The sequence below is a fragment of the Streptomyces sp. DSM 40750 genome, from assembly GCF_024612035.1.
GTDB lineage: Bacteria > Actinomycetota > Actinomycetes > Streptomycetales > Streptomycetaceae > Streptomyces.
Genome location: NZ_CP102513.1, coordinates 6,587,079 through 6,605,606 on the forward strand (window position 1 = coordinate 6,587,079; position 18,528 = coordinate 6,605,606).

Consider the following 18,528-nt stretch of genomic DNA (forward strand, 5'->3'; position numbering starts at 1 on the left):
TGTGGCGGCAGGCCCCGCCGCCTACGCGGACGGGCCGCCCCCCCCGCTCTCCTCCTCCGCCACAGTCTCCTCCGGGGTGGCCGTGAGTGTTCGGGGCAATCCCTGATCCAGGAAGATTCATCGGTTCCCAGTGGCACGTGACGGAGGCCGAGACCGCCGAGACGCCTGAGCCGAAGCAGCCGAAGACGGTTGACGGTCAGTTGATCCACGAGTTGATGGTGCGGGCTGCAGGCCGAGAACCTTCGGCTGACAGATGAGGGGGCCTCCTTCAGCGGCTGACGAAGTGGCTGCCGCTGTCCGATCGGTGGTCGGGATCAACCGACCACCTCGGCTCCGACAAGCGCAATCCGTGTTCAGCGTCAAGGGGGGCGGAGCGCGGGCAAGGGCGGCGGCGTCACCCTTGTGTGCCGCTGCCGTTGTTGTCGAACTTCTCGATCAGGCTCAGTTGCCGTCGATCAGTGCCTCGGCCAGCGCCGGCGAGAACCTGCCGGCCTGCGGGGAGCCCGCCGGGCAGTTGGCCGGGTCGTCGCCGTCCGAGTCGCCCGGGTTCTTGATCCACAGCAGATACTCGGCGCCACCTTCACCGGCCCGGGAGGTCACCCCGAGTTTGCGGTCGGCCGGGTTGCAGAAGCCGACATGGCCGCTGCTCGGCGAACCGGGCATCACATAACCGCCGTTGCCATTGCGGGCGGTGTCGACCACCCACTGGACGGTGACGCCGTAGTCGGCCTGGATCCGGGCGGCCAGACGGCGGCCGTAGTCGTTGGAGATGTCGGTGGAATCGAAGTTGGAGACGTTGATCGAGACACCGCCGGAGAGTGAGACTCCGGAGCGGTTGAGCAGATAGGCCATCTTCTCCAGACCGATCCCCGTGCCGCCGGTGCCGCCGGTGCCGGCGTCGCCGAGCGTCCAGGTGGCGTTGCCCGCGTCCAGATAGGTCTGGACGAACTCGCCCTGCTCCTGGAAGCGTTGGTTGGCGTACCAGAGCATGTCGAAACGTTCCTCCGTGCCGCCCTTCATGCAGGTTTCGTCGGCGGCCTGGGCGACCGCGTCAGGCTCCAGGATCACGATCGCCGGGCGCCGGCCGATGCCCCGGGCGAACTTCTCGATCCACGCCTTGTACAGCTCCGAGGAGCCGGCGCCGCCCGAGGAGGCTCCGCCGCAGTCACGGCCGGGAATGTTGTAGGCGACCACCACCGGCAACTGCCCCTTCGCGGCCGCCGCGCCGACGTAGTTGCTCACCTCGGCCTCGATGTCGGTCGCGCTGTTGCCGTCGGCGTCCCAGTCGCCGTACCACTTCACCGTGTTGTGGCCGGCTATCGCCGCGTCGATCTTCGTGGCGCGCGGGTCGGCCCGGTTCGCTTCCACCCAGGTCGCCGCGTTGTTCACCGGGTCGTTGTAGAAGCCCTCGCGGGCGGTGGAGGTGGTGAGCGAGACGTTGTCGAAGACGACGTCGGTCGCTGCCTGCTGGCCGCCGAGCTGGAAGGTGATCTGCCCGGCGGCCTGCACGTCGGAGGTGAACGTCCAGCTGAAGTGCTGGGAGGCGGTTTCCAGGCCGATGGTCTTGTCCAACGGCGCGGTGAAGGGGCTGGTACCCATCTGAACGGTTGCCCGGATGCTCGTCGGCACCGAGGACGTGGCGTCGAAGGACAGGGTGTACGCCACCCCCGAGCGCAGCTCGATGTGGTCCTGCCCGATCATCGCATCCCATGGGTCGACCGTCCCGGCGCCGACGGAGGCCCGCAGTGTTCCGTCGACGGGGGCCATGGAGGCGTTCGCGGAGTTCCACCAGCCGGTGGTGCCGGACGCGAAGGTCCCGTTCTCCGCCAGCTCGCCGTAGGTGGCGGAAGCAGCGGCCGGGGCGGCCTGGACCGCCGTCACCGGACCCGCCAACGGGACAACGGCCCCCAGCAGGGCGGCGGCCAGGACTGGGGCGGCGGCAGTCGTAAACGGCCGCGATATCACGCGCATGATTCGGACATCCTCGTTCCGTCGGCTCGCACCGGGCGGGCCGAACAGGGAGGAGGGAGTACTTGATAATCCCCCCGTGCGCTTGGTCATCATCAAGCCCACGGGCCCCACTCTCATGACAGCGGCACGGCCGGATCAAGAGCCCAGAGAGGCCCCTCGTATGAGGTGCGGCACATTCCGCATTGCAAGGAAGGTCTCAGCCCGCGGGCCAACGCCAAGACCATCGAGGGCGCTCAACACTCGGACCGCGACGCCCAGTTCGATTACATCGACGAGCAGGCCAAGGTCCATATGGACACCGGACAGCCGGTGATCGGCATGGACGCCGAGAAGTAGGAGCTGGTCGGCGCGTAAGTAAGGGCCACTGCTCCGGCCTCGCCCCTGCCATGGCTCCACGCGGTCGGCGTCAGCCCTTGACCGTTCCCGTCGCGAGCCCGCCGACGATGAACCGCTGGAACGCGGCGAAGACGCAGACCACCGGGATGCTGATGACGGTGGCGGTGGCCATCAGGGCGCCCCAGGCGGTGCCGTGGGTGCCGACGAAGGCGTTGAGGAGGACGGTGACGGGCTGGACGGCGGGTTCGGAGACGAGGGTGAGACCGAAGACGAACTCGCCCCAGGCGATGAGGAAGGAGAGCCCGGACACGGCCACGAGACCGGGGGCCATGATCGGCAGGACCACCCGCAGCAGCACCCCCACCGGACCGCAGCCGTCGACCAGGGCCGCCTCCTCCAACTCCCTCGGGACACTCCGCAGCACGGGCCGCAGCACGATCACCGCGAACGGCAGGGTGAGGGTCGTGTCCGCCGCGATCAGACCGAGGTACGTGTCGTCGATCCCGGCCCGGCGTTCGAGGATGAACAGCGGGGCCGCCAGCACGATGCTGGGCGGGAGTTGGGCGATGAACAGGGCGAACACCATCGTTCCCGAGCCGCGCATCCGGATGCGGGCGAGGGCGTAGGCGAGGGGGGCCCCGAGGAGCAGGGTCAGCGCGACCACTCCGCAGGAGATCACCACGCTGTTGAGCAGGGCGCGGAGGAGGGCGTCGTCGGAGAGCGCGGTCGTGTAGTTCTCCGTGGTGGGCGGGGCGGGGATCCACCGCGAAGTCTCGGCGAGGATACGGTCCGGCCTGGTGAGGCTGGTGTTGACCATCCAATAGACCGGGAGGAGGAAGGCGGCGGTGAGAAGGGCGGCGCCGGCGGTGAGCAGCCAGGGTCTACGGGGCCTCACGCCGCGTCCCCCTCCCCACGCAACCGGCGTACGTACCACGCGCCCGCCAGCAGCGGCACGAGCAGCAGGAGCAGGCCGGCCGCCGCGCCCTCGCCGAAGCGGAAGAACTTGAAGAAGATCTCGTAGACGTAGAGGGACAGCACGCTGGTGGCGTCGACGGGGCCGCCGCCCGTCATCACGAAGATGATGTCGAAGACCTTGAACGTGTAGACGAGGCCGAGCAGCAGGACCGTCACCGAGACCGGCCGCATCAGCGGGACGGTGATCCAGCGGAAGCGCTGCCAGGCGTTCGCGCCGTCCAGGGCGGCGGCCTCGTGGAGCTCCGGGTCGATGGTGTGCAGGCCGACCAGGAGCAGCAGCATGTTGAAGGGCACGCCGACCCAGACGTTGGCGAAGACCACCCCGGCCAGGGCGGTGCCGGGGTCGATCAGCCAGTCGTGGGCGAGGGAGTCCGGGCCGACCGCGCGGAGCAGCGCGTTGTAGGCGCCGGCGTCCTGGTCGAGCATCCAGCGGAAGAGGGTGCCGCTGACCACCGGCGGCAGTAGCCACGCCACCAGCAGCAGGGAGCGGAGCAGGCCGTTGAAGGGGAACGGCCGGGCGAAGAGCAGGGCCAGGGCGAAGCCGATCGTGAACTGGAACAGCAGCGAGCCCGCCGTGAAGACCAGCGAGAGCCGTACGGCGTGCCAGAAGTCCGGGTCGTCGAGGGTGGTCCGGTAGTTGTCGAGACCCACGAACGGCGAGGAACCGCCGAGGAGTTCCTTCAGGTGTACGTCGTGCACGGACGTCCACACGTTGTAGAGCAGCGGGTACGCCAGGACGAGGGCCAGGAAGACCAGACCGGGGAGGGAGAAGAGGTAACCGGCGCGTCGGCGGCGGGTGGCGAGGGAAACGGGGCGGAGGAGCGGGGGCCGGCGTCCTCTCTCCGTTGTGCCGGCGCCTCGTCTCACCGCTGCTCCAGTGCCTTGTCGAGCTTCGTGGCGGTGGTCTTCGCGACGGCCGAGGGGGAGGCCGTGCCGGTGAGTACGGACTGTTCGGCCTCGGCCACGGCCTGGGAGGCGTCGGCGTAGCCCGGGCCGTACTGGCGGGGGCGGGCCACGGGCAGCTGGCTGAGGAAGAGCCGGAGGGCCGGGTCGGAGGCCCAGGTGCCGGTGTCCGCGAGGTCCTTGCGGGCGGGGAGGTTGCCGAGCGCCACCAGGAACGGCACCAGGACCGAGGGCCGCTGGGTGTACTCCAGGACCTCCCAGGCCTTGTCCTGGTGGTCGCTGCTCGCCATCACCACCCAGTTCTCGCCGCCCAGACAGGTCGCCGACTCCTTGTCGCGGGGCAGCGCGACCACGCCGTACTCCACGTCCGTCTTCTTGATGGTCGGCAGCTGCCACGGGCCGTTGATCTGCATCGCGGCCCGCCCGTTGACGAACCGGGTGTTGACGTCCTGCTGCGTCCAGCCCACGCACTGCTCGGACAGCGAGCCCTTGGCGACCAGGTCGTCGAGGAAGGCGAGCGCGGTCGCGCCGTATGTCGCGAAGGTGTCCAGGTCGCCGCCGGCCTGCCACAGGAACGGCAGGAACTGGAACACGCCCTCCTCCGTCCTGATCGCGCTCATCGCGAGCCCGAACCGCTCCCCGCTGGTCAGCCGCTGGGCCGTGTCCGCGAGCTGGTCCCAGGTGGTCGGGGGCCGCACGCCGGCGGAGTCGAGCATCCGGAGGTTGTAGTAGAGGGCGAGGCAGTTGCTGTTGTTGGGGATGCCGAGGTTCTTGCCGCCGACCTGGCAGCCGTCCCAGGGGCCCTTGTAGTACTGGTCGGCCTGACCCCAGTCCTCGACCCGCTCGGTGAGGTCCGCCAGCAGGCCGCTGCCGGCGAGCGAGTTCATGGAGACGTTGTCGACGATGGCGATGTCCGGGAGGTCGCCGGAGACCGCGCCCAGGGTGATCTGCCGTTCGAGGTCGGCGAAGGGGAACGTGCGGCGTTCGATGCGTACGCCCGGGACCTGGGCCTCGATGTCCTTGATCAGCCGGTCGAAGGCGGGCCGGAAATTGTCCAGGGTGAAGTAGTCCCACCAGGTGAGGGTGACGGTGCCGCTCTGCTTGTCCGAGCCGCAGCCGGCCAGCGCGGAACCGAGACCGAGTCCGGCCGCGCCCGCGCCGGCGGCGCGCAGGAAACCACGGCGGTCGACGGGGTGGGACATGCTCTGCTCCCTAGGGGTGTGGGGGTGTGGGGGTGTGGGGGTGTGGCGGTGTGGGGGGCTTGGAAGGCGTGGGCCTCGGTCGGGGTGGGTCTCAGAAGTCGGAATCCGGCGGGTCCGGTAGGTCCGGTAGGTCGGGGAACTGGTCGAGGTCCGGGAATTCCTTTTCGGGCTCCGAGCCGGGGACCGGGCGGCAGGGGCCGGTGCTGTCCCGGAGGGAGATCAGGGGTTTGAGGAGGACGTGCCGGGGTGGTGCGCCGGGCTTGGTGAGGCGGCGCATGATCAGGTCGACGGCCACCCGGCTCATCTCCTTGGCGGGGATCTCGGCGGCGGTGAGCTGCGGGTTCACCCGTTCCGCCCAGTGGCCGGCGGCGACGCCGACGACGGAGAAGTCGCGCGGGACGTTGCGGCCGTGCCGGATCAGACCGCGGTAGAGGCCCTCCAGCGCCGCCTCGTTCATGGTGACGAGGGAGGTGGTCGCCGGGTCGTCCCGCAGGATCTGTTCCAGGACCGCCTCACCGGCGGTGACCTCGTCGTCGCAGAGGTAGGCGTGCGGGGTGAGCACCTGCTCCGCCATGGCCTTGGTGTAGCCCTCCAGACCGAGGTGGGCGAAGCCGTAGCCGCTCTGGAACAGCTGCTCGGACCTGTTGACGAAGGCGATCCTGCGGTGGCCCAGGTCGGCCAGGTGGTACACGCATCCCCGGGCGAGCCCCGCGAAGTCCAGGTCGACCCAGCCCGTCTCCTCCGCCCTGCTGTTCCGCCCGATCGTCACGAACGGGAACCCGGTCCGCGCCAGGTGCTCCACCCGGTCGTCCTCCAACTTGATCTCCATCACGATCACCCCCTCCACCCGCCCCCCGTCCACCATCCGCCGGAACGACACGTCACTCGCCCGGTTCGCGGGCGACAGCAACACGTCGTAGTCGTACGCCGTCGCCGCCTCGGCCACCCCGCCGATGAACGCGAGCTGCATACCGGTGTAGTCGCGGTTCCGCCCGGCGGGGGGATAGACGAGGCCGAGGGTGCGGGTGCCGACGGCGGCCGTGGGGGAGGGGGAGGGGCTGGTGGAGGCCGTGGGGGAGGGGGAGGGGCTGGTGGAGGCCGTGGGGGAGGGGGAGGGGCCGGTGGAGGCCGTGGGGGAGGGGGAGGTGTCGGCGGTGGAGGTGTCGGCGGTGGCCGTGGGGTGGGAAGAGGCATCGGCGGAGGGGGGGTTGGTGTCCCGAACGGACGCGGCTGCGGGGCCGCTGCCGGCTGCTGGCGCGGCGCCCTCACCCGTCGACGCGCGACGTGCCGAGGGACCCTCGTCCACCGGCGTACCGCCGCACACCCCCGAGGCCCCATGTGCCGGCGTGCCCGCGCCCGGCCCTTCGCTCATCTCCGGGCCCCCGCCCACTCCCGAGGCCCCATGTGCCGGCGTGCCCGCGCCCGGCCCTTCGCTCATCTCCGGGCCCCCGCCCACTCCCGAGGCCCCATGTGCCGGCGTGCCCGCGCCCGGCCCTTCGCTCATCTCCGGGCCCCCGCCCACTCCCGAGGCCCCGTACGTCGGCGTGCCCCCGCCCGGCCTTCCGCCCGTCTCCGGACCACCGCGCACCCCCGGCCCACGACGCGAGCCGCACCCGACCGCCCGCGCGCCCGGCGTGGTTCCGGGCGGGCTCGGGGCGGTGGCCAAGGCTCGCGTTGTCATCGTCAGTTGGCCGGGAGGGGTTGTTCGGCCCAGATGGTTTTTCCGGTGGAGGTCTGGCGGGTGCCCCAGCCCTGGGTGAGCTGGGCGACCATGTGGAGGCCGCGGCCGCCCTCGTCGTAGGCGCGGGCGCGGCGGAGGTGGGGGGCGGTGCTGCTGGCGTCGGAGACCTCGCAGATGAGGGTGCGGTCGCGGATGAGGCGGAGGCCGATGGGGACGGCGCCGTAGCGGATGGCGTTGGTGACCAGTTCGCTCACCACCAGCTCCGTGACGAACGCCGCCTCCTGAAGGCCCCACACCGCCAGCTGCCGCGACGCCTGCGCGCGGGCGTCCGCGACGACCGCCGGGTCGGACGGCAGGGACCACGCGGCGACCTGGTCCGTGTGCAGGGCGCGGGTGCGGGCGAGGAGCAGGGCGACATCGTCGGCCGGAGTCTCGGGCAGCAGCGCCTTGAGCACGGCGTCGCAGGTGACCTCCAGGGACGGGACGGGGGAGGCGAGGGTCTCGCAGAGCCGGTCCACACCCGCGCCGATGTCGTGGTCGCGGGCCTCGACCAGACCGTCGGTGTAGAACGCGAGCAGACTGCCCTCGGGCAGTTCCACCTCCGTCGCCTCGAACGGCAGACCGCCGACCCCCAGCAGCGGCCCCGGCGAGAGGTGGACCACGCCGACCTTGCCGTCGGGGTAGAGCACGGCGGGGGGCGGGTGGCCGGCGCTGGCGAGGGTGCAGACCCGTGACACGGGGTCGTACACGGCGTACAGGCACGTCGCGCCGATCTCGGCGGCGGACGGCATCTCCAGGTCCTCGGGGAGGTGTCCGTCGTCGTACGTGAGGTGGGTGACGAGGTCGTCGAGGTGGGTGAGGAGCTCGTCCGGCGGCAGGTCCACGTCGGCGAGCGTACGGACCGCCGTGCGCAGCCGGCCCATCGTCGCGGAGGCGTGCAGCCCGTGGCCGACGACGTCGCCGACGACCAGGGCGACCCGGGTGCCGGAGAGGGGGACCACGTCGAACCAGTCGCCGCCGACACCCGCCCCCGAACCGGCCGGCAGATAGCGGTACGCCACCTCGACCGCCGCCTGCCGGGGCAGCTCGCGGGGGAGCAGGCTGCGCTGGAGGGTGAGTGCGTTGCTGCGTTCACGGGTGTACCGGCGCGCGTTGTCCACGCCGACGGCCGCCCGGCCCGCGAGTTCCTCGGCGAGCACCAGGTCGTCCTGCTCAAAGGGTTTCGAGCCGTTCCGGCGGGCGAAGAACGCCACCCCGAGCGTGATCCCCCGGGCCCGCAGCGGCGTGGCCATGATCGAGTGGAACCCGAACCGCCGGACGCGTTCCCCCCGCTTCTTGTCCTCACCGACCCACCGCAGATAATCGGGGTCGCCGACACCGCTGATCAGCGGTTTCCCGCTGGCCAGCGCGCGGGCGGGCGGGGAGAACGCGGGATAGGAGTCGAGCCCGCCGAGCGCCACGGCCGCCTCCGGCACGCCCTCGTACGTCGACTGGTGCGCCGCCCGGCGCAGCGCGACCGTGGTGTCGAGCGGCCCCGGCGTCGGCTCCTGGCCGCGCAGCACCGAGTCGAGCAGATCCACGCTGACGAAGTCGGCGAGCCGGGGTACCGCCAGATCCGCCAGCTCCTGGGCCGTGCGGGTCACGTTCAAGGTGCTGCCGATGCGGCTGCCGGCCTCGTTGAGCAGCGCCAGCCGCTGCCGGGCCCAGTGCTCCTCGCTGTTGTCGAACGTCGCCGTGCCGACGGCGCACACCTCGCCGGTCGCGGGTTCCCTGACCGGCCACATCTCGGTGATCCAGGCTTGCTGACGCGAGGAGGACGGGCCCGGTGAGGTGCGCTCGTAGCGCATGGGCCTCCCCTCGTCCGCCACCTGCTGGACGAGCCGCAGAAACCCCTCCTCGTCCGCCTCCCCCGGCGGATCCCCCGACAGCGCCGCGTCCAGCCGCCACCCCTCCGCCGCCCTGGTGAACGTCGCCATGGCCAGCGGCGACTGCCTGTGCGACCACGCCACCATCGGCCGGCCGGCACCCGCCCCGGCGGCGTCAGCCGTGGCGGCGTCAGCCGTGGCGGTGGCGGTGACGACGTAGGCCCGCACCTCCCCGTCGGCGCCCAGGGAGGGTGAGCCGTGCAGACTCACGTGAACAAGGTGACCGTCCCGGTGCCGGAGCACCGCCGTGCCGCTGCCGCCCCGCTCCCAGCGGCCGTCCCGCATGTCGTACGCGTCGAGCAACTCGCCTGCCGCCCGCCCCACCACCTCCGCGGCGCCGTATCCCAGCAGCCGTCGAGCCCCCTCGCTCCAGCCTGTGACGAGGCCCTGGGGGCTGACGGTGGCCGTGGCGGTTTCGGCCGCATACGCGTAGTGACCGGATGCCTGCTCGGAAACCGGCCTTGCTGTATCCATTCCTGCTCAATTCGCGCCGGACGTGTCACTCATAGTCCTCAGCCTGCGCGCTGCGCCAGAAACGGACAAGTCGGACTCGCCGCCTTTCATTGTCTTCGTCGTCCGCGTCGCCCTCGCCGTCTTCGCGGTCACCTCCTGTATCGACCTGTATCGACGGCGACGGCGGCACGGGGTCGAAGGGCACCGCGACCGTCAACGCCTCGGGCGCCGACGCGCGCAGCGAGATCGTCTTCTTCAATCGGCTTGTGCGGCAGGGGCGTTGACCCGTCCCAGGAGCACCAGCAGAATGAGCGCGCACCTCTGAGAGCGCTCTCACGATCCGGGCGCACCTTCATCCGGGCGCACCGTCATCAGGGTGCGCCTTCAGACGGAACCCGCACTTCCAAGGGAGACCCATGACCGGCAGACAAGGCCCGGCGTTCAGCCGCCGCAGGCTCCTCGGCACCGGTCTCGGGGCCGCGGCGGCGCTCACCGCCCTCGGCCCCGGCCCGGCGTACGCGGCGCCCCGGGCGGCCGGGGCCTCGGCCCGGCGGCGCGGACAGGCCTTCCTTGCCGCCGCCATGGACGCGTACCCCGACCACGGTGACATCCGGCTGACCCAGAGCTACACCGACCAGGCGGGCCTGTTCAGCACGGCGTTCACGTACGACAACGCGCTCGCGATCCTGGCCCACCTCGCCGTGCGCACGGCCGACGGGCGGGCCCGGGCGGTGGCGCTCGGGGACGCGCTGATCTACGCCCAGGAGCACGACCCGGCGTACGACGACGGCCGGCTGCGCCAGGCGTACAACGTCGGGCCGTACGTCTACTACGACGGCGTACCGCAGCCGGACGGGTTCGTCCGGGCGGACGGTACGGCGAACGTCGGCACCCAGTTCGGCTTCACGGGGACGGCCGTGGGGGACATGGCCTGGGCGGGGATCGCGCTGAGCGCGCTGGCCCGGCGGACCGGGGCCCGGCGCTTCCTCGCCGCCGCGGTGCGGATCGGGGAGTGGATCGAGCGGACCGGCCGTACCGACGAGCCCCTCGGCGGCTACAAGTTCGGGGTGAACGGGGCGAACGAGAAGCTGCCGTTCACCTCGACCGAGCACAACACCGACCTGATCTGCCTGTTCGGACGGCTCGCCCGGCTCACCGGCGACCGGGTGTGGTGGGAGCGGCGCGCGCGGGCCGAGGCCTTCGTGAGGGGCATGTGGGAGCCGTCCCAGGACTCGTCGGGCGGCTTCTTCTACACCGGTACCAACGACGGGGTGACCGTCAACAAGTCGCCCATCCCCGAGGACACCCAGACCTGGACGCATCTCGCCCTCGACTCGGACCGCTACTCCCGCTCCCTGGACTGGGCGACCACCGAACTCGCCGTCCTGGACCACGCCGAGCGCCGCAACAGCACGGTCCCCGCCGGGCAGTCGTACGCGGGCGTCACCTTCAGCTCCGCCAGTCTCCTCGCGAACGAGGACGCGCCCATCGCCGACTTCCAGCCCAGGCCCAACCGGAACGGCGTCTGGTTCGAGGGCACCGCCCACCTCGCGCTCGCCCTGCGCGACCGTGGCGCGCGGGGCGACGAGACGCACGCCCGGCGCCTCCTCGACTCCCTCGAACGCGCCCAGGACCTCCTCGGCACCGCCCAGACCGTCGGCGGCCGAGCCCTCCCCGAACGCTCCGGCATCGTTTCGGCCAGCAGCCCCCTCGACACGGGATTCGGCTTCGGCTACTACCCCTACCGGCACACGGGCGCGACGGCCTGGTACCTGATGGCGGCGGTACGGGCGAATCCGCTGCGCGCCTGACGCAGACGCGCGCCTGACGCCGCTGCGGGCCTGACGCCGACGCGCGCCTGCAGCCGGGCGGCGCCGACCGACGCGGCTATGCGGGACGGGGTGGCGGCTGCGGGCCGCCGCCCCGTACGGCGTCGAGGTAGCCGCAGATGGCGTCCCGGTTGCGGATCAGGCACTCGATGCGGTCGGACATACTGTCCCGTTCCCGCTCCAGGGTGGCGATCGTCTCCGGGGTGGCGTCGGAGACGTGGATGCCGCGCGGTGAGTCCACGCAGGGGAGGATCTGCTTGATCACCCGGGTCGGCAGTCCGGCGTCGAGCAGTCCTCTGATCTGCGCGACCCGGTCCACGGAGGTCTCGTTGTAGTCGCGATACCCGTTCGCGCAGCGGCTGGACGTGATCAGCCCCTGCTCCTCGTAGTAGCGCAACAGCCGTCGGGACGTACCGGTGCGCTCGGAGAGTTCGCCGATACGCATGTGAGCCACCTCATGCAGTGTCGCCTTGACCCTCACATGTGTGTGAGGGTTCGAGCATAGCGGCATGTCAACTTCGCCTACACAGCAAGCAGTTGGACAGCAAGCAGTTGGCCGACCCACGGCCGGGCGGAATCCTCCCGGCCTCCCCTGGTCCCCGTTGCTGGCCCTGGCTCTGGCGGCCTTCATGGGGATCCTCACGGAGGCGTTGCCGGCCGGGGTGCTGCCCGAGATGGCCCGGGATCTCTCGGTCGGCGAGCCGGCGATGGGCCAGGCGCTGACCGTCTACGCGATCGCGACCGGCGTCTCGGCGATCCCCGTGGTCGTGGCCACGGCGGCCTGGCGGCGCAAGCGGCTGCTGCTCCTGGCCGTGGCGGCCTTCGCGGTGGCCAACACGATCACCGCCGTCTCCTCCGACTACGCGCTCACCATGGTGTTCCGCGTCGTCGCCGGCGTCGCCGCGGCCGTGGTCTGGGCCGAACTCGTCGGCTACGCCCGCCGACTAGCCCCTCCGCACCTCCAGGGCCGGGCGATCGCCGTCACCATGGCCGGCATCCCGCTGGCCCTGTCCCTGGGCATCCCGCTGGGCACGTTCCTCGGCGAACTCTTCGGCTGGCGGCTGACGTTCGGCCTCGTCGCGCTCGTCTCCGTCGCCCTGCTGGGCTGGATCCTCGCCGCCGTCCCCGACGCGCCGGGCCGCCGCCCCGAACACCGCGAGCCGGTCCTACGGGCCCTCCGGCTGCCCGGTGTCCTCGCCGTCCTTTTCGTCGTCGCGGCCTACATCCTGGCCCACAACATCCTCTACACCTACATCGCCGCGTTCCTGGACACGTACGAGATGGGGGCCTCCCGTGACACCGTCCTGCTGGTCTTCGGCATCGCCTCCCTACTGAGCATCTTGATCACGGGCGCCCTCGTCGACCGCCGGCTGCGGCACCTGACCATCGCGAGCACGGTCCTGTTCGCCGTGGCGGCGGTGTTGCTGATCCTCCTCGCCGTGTTCCCCGGCACGGTGATCGTCTACGGCGCGATGGTCCTGTGGGGGCTCGGCTGGGGCGGCGTCTCCACCCTCCTCCAGACCGCCGTGAACGACGTGGGCGGCGACCGGGGCCAGGCCCTGCTGGTCACCACCTGGAACTCCTTCATGGCCGGAGGCGGTGCGGCGGGCGGCCTCCTCCTCGACACCCTCGGCCCGGCCTCGTTCCCGTGGAGCGTCCTCGCGCTGCTGGTGCCGGTACTGCTCGTCGTGGTGGCCGCCCGTGCGCACGGGTTTCCGGCGGAGCGGCCGGGGGCTTCCTGAGACCTTCCCGGGCGTGGGCCGGGCGGTCACCCGCGGCCGGCGGAAGGGGCCCGTGGTCTTGGCCCGGCAGGTGTCCGCTGACGGCCGAGCCCAGGGTGTCCGCTGACGGCCGAGCCCGAGGAGACCTCGGTGTCCGAGCCCGGCACGGTGTCTCAGCCCGGTGTCGACCAGCCGTCGGCGAACTCGCACAGCCGTTCCATGGTCGACTGCTCCCGGTCGGGTGCGTACGCGTGCCGGCCCGACTCGTGAATGGCGGCGTCCACCCAGCGCTGATAGGGGCCGTCGGGTGGGGTGAAAGGCGCCGCGTAGGCCGTGCCGAGGCGGCTGTCGACGTACAGGAGGGCACCCAGGGCGACGGGCTGGTCGTAGTGGAGGTCGGTGCGGGGCAGATAGCGGTTCAGGTAGGCGGTGAGGATCCCGGCGTCCTCGTGGGTGCCGAAACGGGCCAGGGCGAAGCAGTAGCCCAGTCCCGCGTACGCCATCTCGCTGTCCAGCAGCAGCTCAGCGATGCGGGCCCGGTACGAGACGCGCCGGGACACGCCGATCAGCCAGGCGGCCGTGAGGCGAGGGCGCCAGCCGTGGGCGAGGAGGGCGTTCAGGTCGGCGTCCGTGATCGACGCGGCGTCGAGGAGCAGCGGGTGCAGGAACCGCCTGCGGGTGGCCCCCTCGAACCGCAGGAACTGACCGCTCCCCAACTCGCCGTAGCGGCCGGTGCTCCGCCGGTGGGCGCGAGGACGGACGTACCGTCTGACGGCGTTCCAGTGGACGACCTCCTCCGGCGTCATGTCCGGCACACCCGACTTCTGCCACGTGCGCGGTTCCCTCGGCTCGGCTCTGCCATGCCGGAAGCGTAGATCCACGCCACCCGCCCCGGAGAAGGGCCGGGAATGACCGGCGCGGGCGAGGCGCGAGCCCGTACACAAGGGGGAGAACCGGCGTACGCGAGGAGTCGGCGAGAAGACTCGGGCATGAACGGCTAGCATCCCGGCCGTAAACAGTCGATGGAAACGGGAAGTCGTCCAGCGGTCGTCGGTTCTGCTGGTGGTCGTCGGCGGTCCGTGGACGGGATGGGGTTGGTGTCGTGGTGGAGGCCGGGCCTCGGGTCGCTGTCGCCGTGGTGACGATGGGCAATCGGCCCGCGGAGGTGGACGCGTTGCTCGCCTCCGTGGCCAAGCAGGACGTGGCGCCCGAGCGCATCGTCGTCGTCGGGAACGGGTGTCCCCTTCCCGAGTTCGCCGAACGGCTCGGCCTGCCCGGCGAGGTCACCCTCATCGAAGTGGACGAGAACCTCGGCTGCCCCGGCGGCCGGAACGTCGCCATCGAGCGGCTGCGGGAGTTCGGGGACATCGACGTCGTCGTCGAACTGGACGACGACGGGCTGCTCGTCGACGCCGATGTGCTGCGCCGCGTACGGGACTTGTACGCCGCCGACCCCCGCCTCGGCATCGTCGGGTTCCGCATCGCCGACGAGCACGGCGAGACCCAGCGGCGGCATGTGCCGAGGGTCGGCGCCAAGGACCCGATGCGCGGCGGGCCGGTCACCGGGTTCCTCGGCGGCGGGCACGCCCTCTCCATGGCCATGCTCGGCGAAACGGGCGACTGGGCCGCCGAGTTCTTCTTCGCGCACGAGGAGACCGATCTGGCCTGGCGGGCGATCGACGCCGGCTGGACCGTGCTGTACGCCCCCGAACTGCTCCTCCAGCACCCGAAGACCTCGCCCGCCCGGCACGCCATCTACTACCGCGTCAACGCCCGCAACCGCGTCTGGCTCGCCCGCCGTCGCCTCCCGCTCCCGCTCATCCCCGTCCACCTGGGGGTGTGGGTCCTCATCACCCTGCTGCGGATGCGCTCGGTGGGCGGACTGAAGGCGTGGTTCGGCGGCTTCGTGGAGGGCTGGCGCGAGTCGGGCGGCGAACGCCGGCCCATGCGCTGGCGGACGGTGGGGCGACTGACGCGGCTGGGCCGACCGCCGATCCTGTAGCCCAACCGGCTTGCGCGGCAGGCTGTTTGGGCCATCCCGCGCAACACGAGTGCCCCGGTCGTTCACCTTCAACGACCGGGGCACCGCGCTTTCTGCGTTTCCGGATCCGGCAGCGGCGGCGGCACTCCCCCGAGCTACGCGTAGTACGCGTGCGCCGTCGGCGCCGGATCCGATGAAGTGATCACATCAGGTCCCGCCAACGGATCGCTAACATGAGCCCAACGGTTCCACGGGGAGCCGTACGGGAGGCGGCGGGCAGGTCGCCGCGGGGCGGGCCCCGGAACGACGGTGCGGGAAGGCAGCGGGCGGTTCTATGCGGGACGGGCTGCGGTTCGGACTGCGCTTCGGACTGCTCGGTCCGCCGGTTCTGTACGAGGCCGGGGAGGCAGGGGCCTTGGCCGGGGACTCTCGTGGTCGTTCGGGTGGTGGCTCCGGTTGTGCCGTACGGCCCGTCGGCAGCGGCAAGATGCGCGCCCTGTTCGTCGCGCTGCTGCTCGAACCCGGGCGGGTCGTCTCCGTGGACACCCTGAAGGACGTGCTGTGGGAGGGGACGCCACCGCCGTCCGCGCAGGCATCCCTGCAGAACCATGTGACCCGGCTGCGCAGACTGCTGGACGACCCCGAACGCCTGCGCGCGACCCCGCCGGGCTATCTCCTGCGCGTCGACGAGGGCGAGTTGGACGTCCGCGTCTTCGAGACCCACGCCCGCGCCGCCCGCACCGCCCACGCCGAACGCGACTGGGCCCGCACGATCCGCGAGTCGACCGCCGCACTCGCCCTCTGGCGGGGGACCCCGCTCGGCGGCCTGCCGTTGGCGGAGTTCCGCGCCCAGGCCTTCGTCCAACGGCTGGAGGAGGCACGGCTGTTGCTCCTGGAGCGACGGTACGACGCCGAACTCCACCTTGCGGCGGAGGCGGAGGCGCAGGGCGCGGACGGCGCGGCCGGCGCGAAGGCGCACGCGGGAGCGGACGCGCTCGGCGCCCTCGCCCCCGAACTCGCCGCCCTCGTAGCCGAACACCCCCTTCGCGAGGCCTTCCACCGGCTCCTCATGCTGGTCCTCCACCGCACCGGCCGTCAGGCCGAGGCCCTGGCCGTCCACCGCGACCTCCGGGCCCGCCTCCTCGACGAACTCGGCGTGGAACCGGGCCCCGCCGTACGCGACGCCCACCTGGAGATCCTGCGGGACCACGACGACGAGCCCCCGGCGACGTCGACCGCGGCCCCACCCATCGAACCCCCACTGCGCCCGGCCCAACTACCGCCTCCACCCGCCCATTTCACCGGCAGGGGAGAGGTGCTGGCAGAGCTGCGCGACGTACTCGACCTGGTCACGGGCGCCCCGTCAGGCGCGCCGGGAACCGCGCGACCGGCCACCGACGACCCGCACCCGCCGAACCACAGCTCCCCCCGAGCTCACAGGCGCCCGGCCCTTCCGAAGGGGACCGTCACGGTCGTCATCAGCGGCATGGCCGGCGTAGGCAAAAGCGCCCTCGCCCTCCACCTCGCCCACGAACTCTCCGAGCACTTCCCCGACGGCCAGCTGTACATCAACCTGCACGGCGCCACCCCGGGCATGACCCCCCTCACCCCCGCCCAGGCCCTCGCCTCCCTGCTCCGAGACCTGGGCACAGCCCCACGCCGCATCCCCGAACACCCCGACGCGGCCGCCGCGCTGCTCCGCTCGACGCTCGCACCGACCCGCACACTCATGGTGCTGGACGACGCCGCCCACGCCGCCCAGGTACGTCCGCTGCTTCCGGCCGGCGCCGGATGCGCGGTCATCGTGACGAGCCGTTCGCCGCTGACCGCACTGGACGGCGCCCACCGCTTCCCGCTCGCCCCGCTGTCGGACGGCGAGAGCGCGGCCCTGCTGCGGGCCGCGTCGGGCCGTGCGGCGGGCCTGGACGCCGCGCACCCCCTGGTCGAACTCACCGGCCGGCTCCCGCTCGCCCTCCGCGTCGTCGCGGCCCGCCTCGCCGCACGTCGCGCGCTCACACCGGACGCGCTGGCCGGCCAACTGGCGGCCACGGAAGGGAGGTTGTACCACCTCGAATACGACGACCTGAGCGTCCGCCGCTCCCTTGCCGTCGCCCACGACGCCCTGCGCGCCTCCGACCGCGAGGCCGACCGCGACGCGGCCCACGTCCTCCAGCGCATCGGCGCCCTCGACCTGCCCGCGTACGGCGCACCCCTCCTCGCCCGCCTCACCGGCACCGACGAGTTCCGCGCGGAGACCGCCCTCGACCGCCTCGTCGACGTGGCCCTCCTGGAGGAGACGACGTACGGCCGGTACGTACCCCACGACCTCGTGCGTCACTTCGCCCGCGAACTCGCCGACACGGCCGACACCTCCGAGGCCGTCGAGCAGGCCCTCCGCTGGTACGCCGGACGCGCCCGCCAGAGTCTGCTCGTGATGCTCCCACCGGGGTACGAACGCGACGAACGTCTCCGTACGCAGGCGACCCCGGCGGAGCCGCACCCCATGGAGCCGCCCTTCGTCTCGGCGGAGGAGGCCTTCGCCTGGGGCGACCGCGAACTCCCCAACATCGTCGCCCTGGTGGAACGCCGCTCCCGCGAGCCCGGCGGAGCCGGAGCCGTGAAGGAAGACGCAGACGGCGGCAGCGCGGACGGCACAGGTAACGCCACCGCGGCGCTCGTACCCGCCCTCGTCCGCCACCTCTTCCCGTATCTGCACCGAGGCGGCCGGCTCGCCGAATTGGACGTCCTCGGGCGGGTGGCCCTGGACATGGCGCGGTCGCTCGGGGACGACGAGGCCGAGGCGTTCGCGCTGACCGACCGGGCGGGTCTGCACTTCATGTCCGGCCGGATCTCGGAGGCGCTCGCCCTCAACGACGAGGGCCTGAAGCTGTGGCGGCGGCTCGGAGTCGTGTCCTGTGTACGGAGGTGCCTGAACAACCGGGGGCTCGTACTGGAGAGCCTCGGCCGGTACGAGGAGAGCGAGGAGACGCTGCGGCAGAGCCTGGAGCTGTCCCGGCAGCTCGGCGACCCGTACGGCGAGGCGGTGACCTTCAGCCACCTCGGCAACCTGTACAAGCACACCGACGCGCGGGCCGCCATCGCCCACCACGAGCGGAGCCTGGCCCTCGGCGAGGTGGCCGACAGCGTCGTCGTACGGCACACCGCGCACTGCAACATCGGCTATGCCCGCCTCCGCCTCGGTGAACCGGCCGCCGCCGTACGCAGCTTCGAGCAGAGCCTGCGCGTCCTCGGCGACGACGAGGACTGGCAGGGCGAGTCCCAGACCCGCCTCGGCCTGGTACGGGCCCTGCGCGAACTGGGCCGACCGGACCGCGCCTCCCACGAGTGCGCCCTCCTCCTCGACCTCGCCGAACACCGCGCCGACCAGTACACCGTCGGCCTCGCCCGTCACCAACGGGGCCTGCTGCTGCGGGCACGGGGCCGCACCGAGGAGGCGTACGGGGAGTGGGAGCGCGCCCTGGCGATCCTGGACGGCACGGACTCGGCGGTGGCGGGGGAGCTGAGGGAAATCCTGAAGGACCGCGAATGAG

13 protein-coding genes and 1 pseudogene are annotated in these 18,528 nt (G+C 71.9%); 5 read left to right on the top strand and 9 right to left on the bottom strand.

Annotation, left to right across the window (positions count from 1 at the left end; all coding sequences use genetic code 11):
• Positions 1 to 441: 441 nt before the first annotated feature.
• A complete protein-coding gene (locus JIX55_RS29345; protein WP_257566261.1) occupies positions 442 to 1,971 on the bottom strand; it encodes a glycoside hydrolase family 6 protein in 1,530 nt (509 codons plus the stop codon).
• A 186-nt stretch (positions 1,972 to 2,157) separates the two neighbouring features.
• Between JIX55_RS29345 and JIX55_RS29350 the strand changes: the two are divergent.
• A pseudogene (locus JIX55_RS29350) lies at positions 2,158 to 2,304 on the top strand (ISAzo13-like element transposase-related protein); the annotation flags it as partial.
• A gap of 73 nt (positions 2,305 to 2,377) precedes the next feature.
• On the opposite strand, the gene JIX55_RS29355 reads toward JIX55_RS29350, so the two are convergent.
• The 6 genes from JIX55_RS29355 to JIX55_RS29380 all read right to left on the bottom strand — a co-directional run bounded on the left by JIX55_RS29355 (position 2,378) and on the right by JIX55_RS29380 (position 9,705).
• On the bottom strand, positions 2,378 to 3,202 hold the full coding sequence (locus JIX55_RS29355; protein WP_257566262.1) for a carbohydrate ABC transporter permease: 825 nt from the start codon (positions 3,200 to 3,202) through the stop codon (positions 2,378 to 2,380).
• Positions 3,199 to 4,149 carry a carbohydrate ABC transporter permease gene (locus tag JIX55_RS29360; RefSeq protein ID WP_257566263.1) on the bottom strand — a complete coding sequence of 317 codons (951 nt, stop codon included), beginning with the start codon at positions 4,147 to 4,149 and terminating at the stop codon, positions 3,199 to 3,201. The genes JIX55_RS29355 and JIX55_RS29360 overlap by 4 nt, the downstream gene beginning before the upstream one ends.
• Positions 4,146 to 5,387: a sugar ABC transporter substrate-binding protein gene (locus JIX55_RS29365; RefSeq protein ID WP_257566264.1), complete on the bottom strand. Its 1,242-nt coding sequence runs from the start codon at positions 5,385 to 5,387 to the stop codon at positions 4,146 to 4,148. Before JIX55_RS29365 ends, JIX55_RS29360 begins: the two co-directional genes overlap by 4 nt.
• Positions 5,388 to 5,478: 91 nt before the next feature.
• Complete coding sequence (locus JIX55_RS29370) at positions 5,479 to 6,759, bottom strand: LacI family DNA-binding transcriptional regulator (RefSeq protein WP_257566265.1); 1,281 nt, start codon at positions 6,757 to 6,759, stop codon at positions 5,479 to 5,481.
• Between the two features lie 311 nt (positions 6,760 to 7,070).
• A complete protein-coding gene (locus JIX55_RS29375) occupies positions 7,071 to 9,467 on the bottom strand; it encodes an ATP-binding SpoIIE family protein phosphatase (RefSeq protein WP_257566266.1) in 2,397 nt (798 codons plus the stop codon).
• Between the two features lie 25 nt (positions 9,468 to 9,492).
• On the bottom strand, positions 9,493 to 9,705 hold the full coding sequence (locus JIX55_RS29380) for a hypothetical protein (protein WP_257566267.1): 213 nt from the start codon (positions 9,703 to 9,705) through the stop codon (positions 9,493 to 9,495).
• A 157-nt stretch (positions 9,706 to 9,862) separates the two neighbouring features.
• On the opposite strand from JIX55_RS29380, the gene JIX55_RS29385 reads away from it, so the two are divergent.
• Positions 9,863 to 11,257, top strand: a complete 1,395-nt coding sequence (locus tag JIX55_RS29385) for a Tat pathway signal sequence domain protein (protein ID WP_257566268.1) — start codon at positions 9,863 to 9,865, stop codon at positions 11,255 to 11,257.
• A 76-nt stretch (positions 11,258 to 11,333) separates the two neighbouring features.
• On the opposite strand, the gene JIX55_RS29390 is transcribed toward JIX55_RS29385, so the two are convergent.
• On the bottom strand, positions 11,334 to 11,720 hold the full coding sequence (locus JIX55_RS29390; RefSeq protein ID WP_257566269.1) for a MerR family transcriptional regulator: 387 nt from the start codon (positions 11,718 to 11,720) through the stop codon (positions 11,334 to 11,336).
• A 64-nt stretch (positions 11,721 to 11,784) separates the two neighbouring features.
• Between JIX55_RS29390 and JIX55_RS29395 the strand changes: the two genes are divergently transcribed.
• The gene (locus JIX55_RS29395; protein WP_257566270.1) at positions 11,785 to 13,017 is read left to right on the top strand and encodes an MFS transporter; all 1,233 of its coding nucleotides are present in this window, start codon (positions 11,785 to 11,787) and stop codon (positions 13,015 to 13,017) included.
• Between the two features lie 152 nt (positions 13,018 to 13,169).
• On the opposite strand, the gene JIX55_RS29400 is transcribed toward JIX55_RS29395, so the two are convergent.
• Positions 13,170 to 13,802 (bottom strand): DUF6000 family protein, encoded by a 633-nt coding sequence (locus tag JIX55_RS29400; RefSeq protein ID WP_257569511.1) that lies wholly within the window; start codon positions 13,800 to 13,802, stop codon positions 13,170 to 13,172.
• Positions 13,803 to 14,098: 296 nt separating this feature from the next.
• Here JIX55_RS29400 and JIX55_RS29405 point away from each other — a divergent pair, with 296 nt between their 5' ends.
• Both JIX55_RS29405 and JIX55_RS29410 read left to right on the top strand, forming a co-directional pair.
• Positions 14,099 to 14,998, top strand: coding sequence for a glycosyltransferase family 2 protein (locus JIX55_RS29405; RefSeq protein ID WP_257566271.1), 900 nt, complete (start codon positions 14,099 to 14,101; stop codon positions 14,996 to 14,998).
• Positions 14,999 to 15,311: 313 nt separating this feature from the next.
• Positions 15,312 to 18,527, top strand: a complete 3,216-nt coding sequence (locus JIX55_RS29410) for a BTAD domain-containing putative transcriptional regulator (protein ID WP_443046556.1) — start codon at positions 15,312 to 15,314, stop codon at positions 18,525 to 18,527.
• Position 18,528 lies beyond the last annotated feature (1 nt).